Annotated in this window: 15 protein-coding genes; 7 read left to right on the top strand and 8 right to left on the bottom strand. The window is 45.6% G+C overall.

The window, feature by feature from the left end:
- Nucleotides 1-56: 56 nt before the first annotated feature.
- Nucleotides 57-365 (bottom strand): helix-turn-helix domain-containing protein, encoded by a 309-nt coding sequence (locus JFQ59_RS01760; protein WP_330999821.1) that lies wholly within the window; start codon nt 363-365, stop codon nt 57-59.
- A 118-nt stretch (nt 366-483) separates the two neighbouring features.
- On the opposite strand from JFQ59_RS01760, the gene JFQ59_RS01765 reads away from it, so the two are divergent.
- Genes JFQ59_RS01765 through JFQ59_RS01785 form a run of 5 tightly spaced genes read left to right on the top strand, consistent with a single transcriptional unit; the run spans nt 484 to nt 3,996 of the window.
- Nucleotides 484-711 (top strand): winged helix-turn-helix domain-containing protein, encoded by a 228-nt coding sequence (locus tag JFQ59_RS01765; RefSeq protein WP_202318692.1) that lies wholly within the window; start codon nt 484-486, stop codon nt 709-711.
- Nucleotide 712: 1 nt separating this feature from the next.
- Nucleotides 713-1,855 carry a radical SAM protein gene (locus JFQ59_RS01770; protein WP_202318693.1) on the top strand — a complete coding sequence of 381 codons (1,143 nt, stop codon included), beginning with the start codon at nt 713-715 and terminating at the stop codon, nt 1,853-1,855.
- Nucleotides 1,852-2,337: a phosphoribosylaminoimidazolecarboxamide formyltransferase gene (locus tag JFQ59_RS01775; protein WP_202318694.1), complete on the top strand. Its 486-nt coding sequence runs from the start codon at nt 1,852-1,854 to the stop codon at nt 2,335-2,337. Before JFQ59_RS01770 ends, JFQ59_RS01775 begins: the two co-directional genes overlap by 4 nt.
- Complete coding sequence (locus JFQ59_RS01780) at nt 2,324-2,860, top strand: ASCH domain-containing protein (RefSeq protein ID WP_202318695.1); 537 nt, start codon at nt 2,324-2,326, stop codon at nt 2,858-2,860. The genes JFQ59_RS01775 and JFQ59_RS01780 overlap by 14 nt, the downstream gene beginning before the upstream one ends.
- 35 nt (nt 2,861-2,895) lie before the next feature.
- Nucleotides 2,896-3,996, top strand: coding sequence for a mandelate racemase/muconate lactonizing enzyme family protein (locus JFQ59_RS01785; RefSeq protein WP_202318696.1), 1,101 nt, complete (start codon nt 2,896-2,898; stop codon nt 3,994-3,996).
- A gap of 11 nt (nt 3,997-4,007) precedes the next feature.
- Here JFQ59_RS01785 and JFQ59_RS01790 read toward each other — a convergent pair whose 3' ends face one another.
- The 4 genes from JFQ59_RS01790 to JFQ59_RS01805 all read right to left on the bottom strand — a co-directional run bounded on the left by JFQ59_RS01790 (nt 4,008) and on the right by JFQ59_RS01805 (nt 7,877).
- Nucleotides 4,008-5,186, bottom strand: a complete 1,179-nt coding sequence (locus JFQ59_RS01790) for an inositol-3-phosphate synthase (protein ID WP_202318697.1) — start codon at nt 5,184-5,186, stop codon at nt 4,008-4,010.
- A 65-nt stretch (nt 5,187-5,251) separates the two neighbouring features.
- A complete protein-coding gene (locus JFQ59_RS01795; protein WP_202318794.1) occupies nt 5,252-6,286 on the bottom strand; it encodes a M42 family metallopeptidase in 1,035 nt (344 codons plus the stop codon).
- Nucleotides 6,287-6,303: 17 nt separating this feature from the next.
- Nucleotides 6,304-6,894, bottom strand: coding sequence for a 6-phospho-3-hexuloisomerase (hxlB, locus tag JFQ59_RS01800; protein WP_230972205.1), 591 nt, complete (start codon nt 6,892-6,894; stop codon nt 6,304-6,306).
- Between the two features lie 17 nt (nt 6,895-6,911).
- Nucleotides 6,912-7,877: a phosphate uptake regulator PhoU gene (locus JFQ59_RS01805; protein ID WP_202318698.1), complete on the bottom strand. Its 966-nt coding sequence runs from the start codon at nt 7,875-7,877 to the stop codon at nt 6,912-6,914.
- An 87-nt stretch (nt 7,878-7,964) separates the two neighbouring features.
- On the opposite strand from JFQ59_RS01805, the gene JFQ59_RS01810 reads away from it, so the two are divergent.
- Both JFQ59_RS01810 and JFQ59_RS01815 read left to right on the top strand, forming a co-directional pair.
- Nucleotides 7,965-8,972, top strand: coding sequence for an inorganic phosphate transporter (locus tag JFQ59_RS01810; protein ID WP_202318699.1), 1,008 nt, complete (start codon nt 7,965-7,967; stop codon nt 8,970-8,972).
- Nucleotides 8,969-9,649 (top strand): TIGR00153 family protein, encoded by a 681-nt coding sequence (locus JFQ59_RS01815; RefSeq protein WP_230972206.1) that lies wholly within the window; start codon nt 8,969-8,971, stop codon nt 9,647-9,649. Before JFQ59_RS01810 ends, JFQ59_RS01815 begins: the two co-directional genes overlap by 4 nt.
- Here JFQ59_RS01815 and JFQ59_RS01820 read toward each other — a convergent pair.
- From JFQ59_RS01820 to JFQ59_RS01830, 3 genes are read right to left on the bottom strand one after another with little or no spacing between them, the layout of a single operon-like run.
- Nucleotides 9,624-10,634 carry an AI-2E family transporter gene (locus JFQ59_RS01820; RefSeq protein ID WP_202318701.1) on the bottom strand — a complete coding sequence of 337 codons (1,011 nt, stop codon included), beginning with the start codon at nt 10,632-10,634 and terminating at the stop codon, nt 9,624-9,626. The genes JFQ59_RS01815 and JFQ59_RS01820 overlap by 26 nt on opposite strands.
- Before the next feature lie 4 nt (nt 10,635-10,638).
- Nucleotides 10,639-11,334, bottom strand: a complete 696-nt coding sequence (locus JFQ59_RS01825) for an RNA methyltransferase (RefSeq protein WP_202318702.1) — start codon at nt 11,332-11,334, stop codon at nt 10,639-10,641.
- A complete protein-coding gene (locus JFQ59_RS01830; RefSeq protein ID WP_202318796.1) occupies nt 11,331-11,693 on the bottom strand; it encodes a response regulator in 363 nt (120 codons plus the stop codon). Before JFQ59_RS01830 ends, JFQ59_RS01825 begins: the two co-directional genes overlap by 4 nt.
- Nucleotides 11,694-11,696 lie beyond the last annotated feature (3 nt).

An 11,696-nucleotide genomic window follows, 5' to 3' on the forward strand; every position in this document is an offset into this window, starting at 1 on the left:
AAACAGAACACAGAGTTTGAGATGCGAAAGCTGTGGAAAACATTCGGGCGGAAACACTAATCCAGATTCTTTCTAAAAACTTCGAGAAGCTCATCAATCGTTTCGACAACCCTGATACCGGATTCGGTGAGTCTGTAAAAGTTCCCGTCTTTTACCACAAGGCCAAATTTCAGCAGAACCTTGAGATGCCTGTCCAGAATACTCGGATTTAGCTTGGTTTCAAACATTATCTGGGAAAATCTTTTCGGCTCTTTTTCGAGACAGTAGAGTATGTCGCTCATGCCCTTCCTGCCAATAAACTTGAGCACGTCCTTTACACTTGGTTCCGTATTTCTCACGTCACTGGCCTCTACTATCTCCGACACACAGTGATGTAATCCTGAACCCTTCTTAAATTTATCTTTTTGTTTGATAATTATTTTTGAGGAATTACAATTGTGTTAGTGGGCAAACTCCTTATACCTTCAGAGTTACCTAAAAAACATGAAAGCCGGTTCGATAGCATCAAATCCCAGCAAACTTAAAATCATGAATCTTCTGGTTAAGAAAGGGCTTTCAAAGGAAAAAATCGTAAAGTCTACAAGAATACCTGAAAATCTTGTAAACGGTATTCTGGACGAACTCATGAAGGACGGCTTTGTAGCGGAAAAGGATGGAGTTTATTCTGCAACAGAAGAGGGCAAAAAAGCCCTTAAGAGCTTGAAGGTTTGAGATGTTAAGGGAAAGGGAAGAGGGTAGCGAAAAAGTATTCGTCCTGAGAGACATAGTTGAGATAAGGATTCCGAAAAATGTGTACCGTAAGCTTGAGAGGAGATACTCGAAGGAGTATATAATATCTTACTGCGAAACAAAGAGGATTCTAAACAGAGTTACCGGACGGGAGCTTGTTTTTGTCACAAAGGAAAGTGGAATTCCGCTTCTCGGCCATTCAGCGTTTGGCATAATTGATAGGGGAACAAATTTGCTTCAAATAAGGTGCATATCAGGTTGCAACCTGAATTGTATTTTCTGCAGCGTTGATGAAGGCAGGATGAGCAGAACTAGGAAAACCGACTACTTGGTCGATCCTGACTACATGCTTGAAGAGATTGAGAAGGCTGTTGAATTTAAAGGTGGTGGTGTGGAGCTGCATTTGGATGGCCAGGGTGAGCCGACGCTGTATCCATACTTTGAATATTTTGTGGAGAGAGCGAGCAGGATTAACGGAGTGGAGGTGATATCTCTGCAAACAAATGGAACTTTACTCAACGAAAGCAGAATATCGGCTATTGAGGATTATGTTACGAGAGTAAACCTGTCATTAAGCTCGCTGGATGGAAAAGTTGCGAAGAAGCTCCATGGGCCGTATAACGTTGAGAAGGTCATGGAAGTGGCTGAGATGATTGTGAACAGCAAAATGGATCTACTCATCGCACCGGTCTGGGTTCCGGGGTATAATGATAAAGAAATTCCAGGGATTATAGAATTTGCACTCGAAATAGGGGCCGGGAAGAGGTATCCGCCACTCGGAATTCAGAAGTACATTCCCTACAGGTTTGGAAGGAAAGCAGGGAAGAGCATACCATTCAGGGAGTTTTACGCAAGGCTTAAAGAATATGAGAGGGAGTACGGAATTAAGCTGATTCTGAAACCGGAAGACTTTGGTATGGAGAGGAGGAGAAAAATCCCATGCCCGTTTAAGAAGGGAGAAAGAGAAAGGGCGAGAATTATGGCTGAAGGTAGGCTGGTTGGTGAGAAGCTCTGCGTCTCGAGAAATAGAAGCGTAGCGGTGATGAGCGACAAAAAAGTTGGGGATGTGGTTGAATTTGAGGTGGTGAGTACGAAGGACGGAATTGTTGTGGGTGTGGAGAGATGAAGGCTCTGGTCTCGTCAAGTGTAAAGGAAGGGCTGGAGCAACCGGTTTTGGAGCTGAAGAGAATGGGATTTGAAATACTTGCCACCGATGGAACTGCAGATTACCTTGAAGAGAGGGGTGTGGAGGTCAGAAGACTTTCCGAGATAACGGGTATTGAAGAGGACGCATGGGTTAAAACCCTCCATCCGAGAATCTATGAGATGATCTTTTCCGGTGAGATAGACGTCGTCGTTGTGATTCCCTACAGATTCGATGAAAGGCCATGCAGGGAAAACATCGACATTGGCGGCATTTCACTGATCAGAGCGGCAGCCAAGGCCGGAATTGGTGTGGCTTACGATCTGGAGAGTTTTAAAAGGCTAATTGATTTTTTAAAGGGTAAAGGTGACGCCCCCTCTGCAGACGCCTTTTATTTCACCTCTGAGTATGACAGGAAGATTGCTGAGTGGCTGGAGGGGAAGGAGAGAGATGAAGCACCTTGAATTCAGAAGGAAGTATGTCAATCAGCTTTTATCTGGTAAGAAGAGAATTACAATCAGAAACTGGACGAATTTAAAAGAGGGAGACGATGTTTTTGTCCACTGTGGCGGGAAGATAATAGGAAAGGCTCACATAAAATCTATCAGACGAAAGAAAGTCTCTGAATTAACAGAAAGGGAGGCCAAGCTTGACGGCTTTAGAAGTCTTGAGGAAATGCTGAACGAGATCAGGAAGTTGGGTTATGGTGATGAGATTTACGTTATAGAATTCGATTTTGAGCCTTTAGAATCCGTAAGTCCCCATAACATGTACTATGGCAGCTCAGATCTGGAAGAAATTGCCAGGAAAAGCCTTGAACACCTTGATCTGAGTGAGAGTGAAAGAAGGATTCTCGAGACTTTTTTGAGATATGGCAGCATCAGGAGGGCTGCGAGAAAGCTTGGGGGAAGCAGGAGGAGGGGAGATGTAAGAAAGGTCCTGAGAGACTGCTATCTCAGGTTGAAGGAGAAGGGGCTGGCTGAGTAGGGAAAGGGTTAATTGCAGGTTGCGGAACTGTTATCATGAAAATTGACGATTTGAAGGTGCATGTAATCTCCCAACCTCTCCGTGAGCCGGTGCGGTTTTCGTGGGAGCCTTTTCCGAGGCCGGTATATGTTTACAGCATTGTTGAGGTTGAAAGTGATGGTTACAGGGGATATTCTGCCATTGAATTCGGACCAGCATACAAGCAGTTCCTTGAAACCACTGTAAAAATGACATTGCAGGTTTTGGGTACGGAAGAGATTGATGAGAGGCTGCTCGAAATCGGAAGCTGGGCAATACAGCGTCTCGGAGCTTTTGAAGTAGCTTTGTGGGATTTGAAGGCTAAGATGGAAGGACTGCCACTTTACAGACTTCTGGGCGGGACGAGAAGGAGAGTAAAGATTTACGCAAGCACTGGAAGACTTTTGAATCCTGAAGATACTTTAAAGCTTGTTGAGAAATACGTGGAGATGGGAATTGATACCGTAAAGCTGAGGTTCAGGAGAGAAAGGATTGAGGACGACCTTGAGGTTTTGAAAGCTGCAGTCAGTGAATTTGGAGATTTGAAGATTGCTGTTGACGCAAATCAGGCCTGGAGCTATACTCCTCCTTACTGGAGCAGAAAGGTGGCTTTGAAGGTTGCAAGAGAGCTGGAAAACTACGATGTGCTCTGGCTTGAAGAACCACTCTGGAAAGACGATGTTGAGGGATACAGATGGCTCAGGGAGAACACCACGGTGGAGATCGCTGGTGGGGAGCTTGAGCATGGCCTTCAGAGGTTCAGAATGCTCATCGAGAATGGAGCTTTTGACATCGTACAGGCAGATGCCGTTTATTCTAACGGGATTGCTGAGTGCAGAAAAGTTGCTGCGGTTGCAGAGGCTTTTGGGATCAGATTCATGCCACACGCATGGGACCCGGGTCTGGGCTGGCTGGCAAATCTGCATCTCGCTGCTTCGCTACCGGAAAAGCTTTGCCCCTATATAGAAACACCTTTTGATCCACTTTGGTGGGATGAGGTGATGTTCGGGGCTCTTAATGGCAGAGTTGAGATTGAGAATGGTTATGCTGTCCTGCCAGAAACTCCGGGTCTTGGACTTGAGCCTGATGAAGAGAAGTTGAGAAAGATGAGGATTTAGCATTCAAAAAATCAGGAAAGCTCTGCGAACCACCTTTTAAGAACCTCAAACTGCTCGTGGGTGTTGATCACGTTGGTGTCCATTGGGCTTTTGAAGAAGAAAGCCATTTCCTTTACCACACCCCTCACACCCCTCTTTTTGGCAAACAGCAGAAATCTGGCAATGTCGAGAATCAGCGGTGAGGCAACGATGGCATCTATGGCATCCCAGATGAAGTAGAACTTCATCAGTCTGCCCAAGAAGCCCCTGAAATGGATAAAATCGAAGGCAGTTTTGTTGTCAACGAGACTTGGGAAGAACTGTATTTCGGTTATGCTGTATGGTGAGTATCCAAGCATTTTCTCCAGAACCTTGTCTTTGCTGAGAACCTTGCTCTCCTTGTTATCCCTAGCAGACAGAACCTTACCGTCATAATCGCCAAGAATGTTGTAACTCATCCATCCAACAACCTCCATGTTCCTGTAGGCGAACATTGGGGCGAGAGTGGTCTTGACAAGAGTCTCGCCAGTTTTACCGTCGTTACCTGCGTGCGGAACCCCGTTCTCTTCAGCGAGCTGCTTAAGTGCTGGTATTGAGGAGCCAGCACTTGGCGTGAAGTTCGCGTAGGGCAGTTTTAGCTTCAAAGCAGCGTAGGCGTAGAGCATGCTTGCAGAGGCAAACTCCTTCCTGTCTTCATCAATCATCCTTTCGAATCCGTCAATAGTGCCATGGTACTCCTCGTTGAAGTTCGGCAACGGTTCTGTGGAGGCAACGTTTATCACCACCGTTTCATCATCTGCAAATTTTTTTATGTCCTCGATTATTCTGTCCGCTATCTCTCTCAGGGTCATCCCCTCGTCCTCCAGAGTGCTGATTTTCCCGAGCCCCTCAATACCGCTTCCGCAGTTCAAAGCTGTGCCCCTCTCAGCCACGATGTTCTCAAGTTCGTCCTTCACTGAATCGAGAATATCCCTCTCAAAGTGTCTGTTCAGCTCCCAGTGCTCCTTTGCAGCTTCATACGCATTTTCCATGGTTCTTATTTCATGCCCGCCAAACTCGAATGAAAAGGGAGCGTACCTTTCAATTCCATTAAACGGAGGGAGTTCCGAAACGAGACCTGTCTTTGGAGCAACACCTTTTTGAATGGCCATCGCTCCTGCCATTGCTGTTGTTGAAACTATACCATAAGCACCGATTAGCCAAATTCTCATGAGCCATCACCTCCAGAAATCGATGATAGTTAATCTCTTTCTGACTCACGAAATAAAAAATTTCTCTAAAAGTACTTTTTTGCTGTTTCAAGAGCCCTTGCCACTATATTTACAGCACTCTCGACATCCTTTAAATCCACGACCTCTACCGGACTGTGTATGTATCTGGCAGGCACACTGACAACTCCAGCAGGAATTCCGGCCTTTGTGAGGTGAATGGCCGTAGCATCTGTCGTTCCACCCTCCGCCACCTCGAGCTGATAAGGTATGTTGTACTCATCAGCCGTCTCCGTAAGCCAGCGCAAAACTTTTGGTGATGCAATCAACCCCCTGCCCGAAGCATCGACAATGGTTATTGCAGCTCCCTTCCCGAGCTTTACATCCATATGTGCAGACTCACTGCCAGGAAAGTCTGCTGCTACGCAACTGTCCACTGCAATGGCGGCATCAGGCTCGATTGCAAATGCAGAAGTTCTTGCCCCCTTCAAACCTACCTCCTCCTGCACGGTTGCCACCGCATGAATCGTGATGTCAGCACTGGCCCTTCTAACAGCTTCAATCATCACAGCCACTCCCACTCTGTTGTCAAACGCCTTTCCTGTGATTCTACCGTTAGAAAGCTCCACAACCTCTCTGTCCAAAGCAACTGGCGTTCCAACATTTATTCCCATTTCCAGAACCTCGTCCTTGCTGCTCGCCCCCACATCAACGAACATGTCCTTGATCTCGATGCCCTTCTTCCTCTCCTCATCCTTCATGAGGTGAGGGGGTTTGCAGCCGATAACACCGTAAACCTTTTTTTTGCCGTAAAGAACGACTCTCTGTGCCAGAGCAATCTGTGAAAACCATCCGCCAATTGGAGCAACCCTGATGAAGCCCTTATCATCAATGTACTTGACAACAAAGCCTATCTCGTCAATGTGGGCTGCAACCATCACTTCCGGACTTCCACCATTCTTCGTGCAAATTACGTTTCCCATTGAATCCACTTTTATCTCGTCGGCCCAATCCTCCATCTCGGACGTTATGATCTCTCTTATCTCATCCTCAAACCCGCTAATTCCGTGGGCATTACTCAGTTTCGCAATCAACTCCTTCAGAAAACCACCCCACAAATTTATTCGAGAACAGCATGTCTTGCCTCAAGATCGCTCTCGGTAAGATGCTTTTGCATCATGATCTCCGCCACGAGAGCATCCAGAAATATCATTGCGGTGAGTTCAAACATCGTGCCGAGGGGGGCAAGCTGAGACAGCGCCTCATCCCTCTCAGACTTCATTTTGCCCTTTATCAGCACCACGATATCTGACATCTTTGCCAGACTTGAGTTTTTGTTTCCGGTTATTGCTACGAGCTTTGATCCTATGTCCTTGGCTTTTTTGCTGATGTTTACAACAGATGTAGTCTCTCCACTTCCGGATATTGCTATGAGCGTATCATCACTTCTTATTCTCGGTGTAACTGCCTCTCCCACAACATAGACAGAGTAACCAAGATGCATTAACCGCATGGCAAAGGCCCTCGCTATATAACCACTTCTACCCGCACCTATGACGAAAATGGCGTTTGACGTATCAATCAGTCTGATGGTCTCTTCGACCTTATGCAGTTCTATATGGTCTTTGAGATTCTTGATGTGTTCTGAGACAACATCAAGAAACCTTATCAGAGTCTCGCCCACCATAATCCCTGCATATTTTATCTTCATTCTGTTTTTAATACTAACTATATCACAGCCATGTTGACAACAACTTCGGCAATGTCTGCTGAGTAGCTTGCAATTCTCGAAATACTGTCAATCATCGATTTGAGGTTTACAGCCTCCTCCACATCGGCGGTGAGGACCTTGCTGTAGATTTTTTTCTCAAGTTCCTCAATTTCGTCAAATTCTTCCAGTACCACCTCAGCAAGCTCTATTTCGTTTTCAAGAAATGCAACAACAGCAGTTCTAAGCATTTCCAGATCGGCATCAACGAACTCACAGAGAAACTCAACCGGCTTTCCAAGATCGAGAAGGTTCTCTGCCATATTTGCACCGTGGTCTGCAACTCTCTCAAGAGCCCTGACAACCGTTCTGTATTCCTGAAGCTTTTCAACCGGCAGTTCAAGTTCTGAAGCGACATCGGCATAAATGTTGGCCAGTTTCAGTTGTCTCAGAAGCAAAAAGTGCAGCCTGTCAACCTCCTTTTCCCTTGCGATTATTGAGTTGCAGAGATATCTGTCAAATTTTCTGAGGGCCGAGCAAAAATCGGAAACCATACCGATGCATGTGTTCCCCATCCTTCTCATTATGTATTCTGTTTTCAATCTCGAGTTATCAAGAAATATCTCCAGCATAATTTCCTTCCCCGTATCCTCAACGATTTCCGTGCCCATCAGAATATCTGATGCCCTCACCACTGCTGATCTCTGCTCTTCATTGTAAACCTTGATTTTTATTGAATCCGTCCCGGCCAGATAGTAGGAAATTATCCTCCTGATAAGCGATTCATGTTTTAAATTCTTAGCATCAATAAAAATTGACTTTCTTTTAAGACCGAATTTTTTGGGATATATGGTAATAAAATTCTTTCCAATGCTCAGCAGAACTTCAGTTCCCGGCTCAATGCTGTTCTCCTTTACCCACTTCTTTGGCAGGGTCAGGATGTAGCTGCTTTTACCACTGAAAAACACCTTTCTGCTTTCGAGCATAGTATATAGTCAAAATGGAGATATATATCTATTTTGTTTTTCATACTGAAATGAAAAAGGATATATACATAAAATCTTACAGCCGCTATGGCTCTTGATGTACTCATTGCAGCAGCGGCTGTTGTGGGTTTTTACGTTGCTTGGAATATAGGCGCCAACGATGCTGCGAACTCAATGGCAACTTCGTATGGCAGCAGAGCCCTGACTCTGAAGCAAATTATAATAGTCGCATCAATTCTCGAATTCACAGGAGCAGCCTTTTTTGGAAAAAAGGTCACACACACGATCGCAAAGGGCATAGTTCCTATCGAGCTTCTGGATCACAACCTGGTTGTGTATGGTGCACTTGCAGCTCTGCTTTCTGCAGGATTCTGGATAACAATTTCCACGTACTACAATTTGCCAATCTCGACAACCCACTCAATCGTTGGAGCCATGCTGGGCTTTGGTCTTGCAGCGGTATCACAGGGCAATTTAACTCTTGATAGCATCAAGTGGGGCGTTTTGCTGAAAGTCGTTTTAAGCTGGATAATATCTCCACTTCTGGGTGCTGCTCTTGCATATTTGGTATTCATGATCATTAGGTATGCACTCCTTGAGAGATACAGTAGCGAGAGTGTGGAGCACGTTTTCAGGTATCTGCAGGTGCTGACAGCATGTTACATGGCTTTTGCTCACGGAAGCAACGATGTGGCCAATGCAACAGGACCAATAGCAGCGATTATGGGGTACAGCGGAGAGGTACCCTTCTGGGTTCTGCTTTTTGGAGGTATCGGGATCGCCATTGGTATAGCCACCTGGGGATACAGGGTGATTGAAACCGTTGGAAAAAACATAACCGAGCTTACGTATACAAGGGGCTTCTCGGCTGAGTTTGCCACTGCAACAACGGTTCTGCTCGCATCAAGCTATGGAATGCCCATCTCGACAACCCACACTCTGGTGGGGAGTGTAATTGGTGTGGGTCTTGCAGGTGGCCTGGCGAGTGTGAACAAGAAAATCGTGCAAAAAATTATATTCTCATGGATTGTAACTTTGCCTGTGGCAGCAGGAATGACAATAAGCCTTTACACGATGATGGTGGTGTTTGCATGAAGTTCTTCAGGTCCGTGGGAGAGGTTTTTGGATACTCTCCCTTCAGGTCTCTTGCACAGCATGCAAGGATGTGCGGAAGAGCTGTGGGTCTGCTTCAGCAGCAGTTCGAAGCGCTGAAAAGAGAAGATTATGAAGAAGTTGAAGAACTGAGAGATGAAATTGATGAGCTCGAACACCATGCAGATGGGATTAAAGAGGAAATAAGGGGTAATGTGACCAAGTCTCTTATGCTACCAATTGATCGGCATGATCTGCTTGAGTTCCTGAAAGTTCAGGATGATATTGTAAACAACTGCGAACATGTCGGACATATGCTTACTTTTAGAAGGATCAAGGCACCGAAAGACGTATGGGACGAATTTTCTGTGCTTCTTTCCAAACTTATGGAAATTGTAAATCATTATGAGGAGATGGTTGAAAGCATCGGCCAGCTCATAGAAACGTCTTTCAGCAAGAAGGAAGTGAAAAAAGCCCTCGATTTTGTTCCGATAATAGAACAGCTTGAACACGAGTGTGATCTGATTCAGATCGGCCTTCACAACAGACTTTTCAACATGGATGATGCGGAGCCTCTGGACATTCAGTTGATGGTTACATGGGTCGTGCATCTGGGTTATGTGGCAAATGCTGCAGCCGCCGCATCCGACAGATTCAGGATAATGATTCTTGGTCGGTAGTCTCCTCGGTGTAATAATTGTAAATCGCAGTAACAAGTCCCGCAATCATCGGTGCGATAAAGAACCCGCTTATCCCACCAACCAGCCCACCACCCAGGAACGCCAGCATCAGAACAAGCGGGTGGATTCTTGATGTGTATCCAACGAAGTACGGTCTCAGAATTAGCTCTGGCACTATGTAGAGAAAAATCACTCCTATTATGAGGAATGTCAAACCTCTGCCGACATCAACAAGCAGCAGATAGAGTGAGACAGGGAGGATGATCATCCACTCCGCAAAGATTGGAATCAGTGCTGCAAGGAACATGAGTCCGGAAAGGAGTGGAGCAAACGGTACATTGAAGTAGAGGAAGAATGGGAGACTGACAAGTCCAATGGACATCGCAACGATGAAGTTTCCAAACCAGAGAGATTCAAACGTCTCATCTATTTCCTTTATGAATTTTTTCAGCTCCTCTCTGCTTTCGGGCGGGACTATGTTGATTGTTCTGTCCACGAACCTTTCCATGTCTGCGAGGGAGTAAAAGCAGACCACAATGGAGATGAAGAAGTTAAGAATTAGCAGCGTTGCCTTCTTGGTTATCTCAACTGCCGATGGCTGTACTGAACTCTGGAGGATTGAGAAAATGTTGGAAACAATCCAGCTCACGTACTCCCTGCCCTCCTGGACTCCAAACTTTTTCAGCAAGTCGATGAGTCCGGACTCGATGACCTTGTAGTGGGTGATCAGATATATGGCCTGATTTACGCCCTGAAAAATGCCGTAAAATATTAGAATCGAAATTGGAACAACAACAGCGGTCGTTGCTATTAAAGAAGACTTGATTTTTCCTATTCTGTCAAATCTACGCTTTATTGGTTTTGCAACATAAGCAAAAACAACACCCATAACTATTCCATCGAGCAGAGGGAGGAAGAAGTAGAACGTCAGGAAGAGGATGGCCAGAATGGATGCCAGCAGAACTATAGTCCAGATTTTATTCATGACCTTACTTATTCATCCTCTTTATGTAACTAACGGTTTTTCGAAATATGGCGTTGAGAGTCTGAATCTCATATTCTCTCGTTTTGGCTCTTCCGAGTATCCTTCTGAAGACGACCATTGTCCTCCTCACTCTGTGAGGCGGGTACTGAATCATCTCAAGCAGATTTTCAAGATTTTTCAGGAAAATCTCCACGTCCCTTGCAGTGGCAAGTTTCTCCTCTGGATGGGTTTGAGTTTGTCTGAGGAAGTACAGCACAACGGCAGCAGCATGGCTCACATTCATAACGGGATACTCTTCACTGGTGGGAACTCTTACGACGGAATGGCAGAACGCAAGCTCATCATTATACAGACCGTAATCTTCCCGCCCAAACAGCACAGCGACCTTATCAGTGCCTTTTACCAGTTCCTGAACGTCTTCGGGGGAAAGAATTGTTTTCCTAAGGTACTTGTAATCTCCACCCTCAACACCCGTGGTCCCTATAACGAGATTCATCCGGGAGAGGAAGCTTCGAAGGTCGTCAACCTGTATTGCGCTCTCCAGCACGTCTTTAGCGTGGGAGGCGGTATGATAGCTGGCTTCGGTAACATTGCATTTGTACAGGCACAGATTTCCAATACCGTAATTCTTTACGAGTCTTGCCATGAAACCGATGTTTTCCGGAATTTTCAGCTCTACAAGGACAACGTAAACCTTCATTCTTCAATGTACTTCTCAATTGTTTCAAGTATTTTCTTTCTTGTAAATGGCTTTTCAATGATTTCCAGCGCACCGGATTCAAGCAACTCGCGCCCCCTTTTCTTGGCGTAGGCGGTGATTCCGACAATTTTTGCTTCGGGATCAAACTTCAAAATTTCCTTTGTCGCCTCTACCCCGTCCATTACCGGCATCGCTATGTCCATCAGAACAACATCGGGCTTGAATGCCTTGTACAATCTCACAGCTTCCTTTCCATTTGTTGCGGTGATTATGCTGTAGCGGTCTCCCAGCATAAGCTGTATCGCTTCAAGAACCGCTGCATCGTCCTCAACGACCATTACTCTGTGTTTCGTTTTCATCAT

Source organism: Archaeoglobus neptunius (assembly GCF_016757965.1).
Lineage (GTDB): Archaea > Halobacteriota > Archaeoglobi > Archaeoglobales > Archaeoglobaceae > Archaeoglobus > Archaeoglobus neptunius.

Bases quoted from the DNA above. Each gene is read 5' to 3' on its own strand.
- JFQ59_RS01765 (WP_202318692.1), top strand. From the start codon at position 484: ATGAAAGCCGGTTCGATAGCATCAAATCCCAGCAAACTTAAAATCATG.
- JFQ59_RS01770 (WP_202318693.1), top strand. From the start codon at position 713: ATGTTAAGGGAAAGGGAAGAGGGTAGCGAAAAAGTATTCGTCCTGAGA.
- JFQ59_RS01775 (WP_202318694.1), top strand. From the start codon at position 1,852: ATGAAGGCTCTGGTCTCGTCAAGTGTAAAGGAAGGGCTGGAGCAACCG.
- JFQ59_RS01780 (WP_202318695.1), top strand. From the start codon at position 2,324: ATGAAGCACCTTGAATTCAGAAGGAAGTATGTCAATCAGCTTTTATCT.
- JFQ59_RS01785 (WP_202318696.1), top strand. From the start codon at position 2,896: ATGAAAATTGACGATTTGAAGGTGCATGTAATCTCCCAACCTCTCCGT.
- JFQ59_RS01790 (WP_202318697.1), bottom strand. From the start codon at position 5,186: ATGAGAATTTGGCTAATCGGTGCTTATGGTATAGTTTCAACAACAGCA.
- hxlB (WP_230972205.1), bottom strand. From the start codon at position 6,894: ATGAAGATAAAATATGCAGGGATTATGGTGGGCGAGACTCTGATAAGG.
- JFQ59_RS01805 (WP_202318698.1), bottom strand. From the start codon at position 7,877: ATGCTCGAAAGCAGAAAGGTGTTTTTCAGTGGTAAAAGCAGCTACATC.
- JFQ59_RS01810 (WP_202318699.1), top strand. From the start codon at position 7,965: ATGGCTCTTGATGTACTCATTGCAGCAGCGGCTGTTGTGGGTTTTTAC.
- JFQ59_RS01815 (WP_230972206.1), top strand. From the start codon at position 8,969: ATGAAGTTCTTCAGGTCCGTGGGAGAGGTTTTTGGATACTCTCCCTTC.
- JFQ59_RS01820 (WP_202318701.1), bottom strand. From the start codon at position 10,634: ATGAATAAAATCTGGACTATAGTTCTGCTGGCATCCATTCTGGCCATC.
- JFQ59_RS01825 (WP_202318702.1), bottom strand. From the start codon at position 11,334: ATGAAGGTTTACGTTGTCCTTGTAGAGCTGAAAATTCCGGAAAACATC.
- JFQ59_RS01830 (WP_202318796.1), bottom strand. From the start codon at position 11,693: ATGAAAACGAAACACAGAGTAATGGTCGTTGAGGACGATGCAGCGGTT.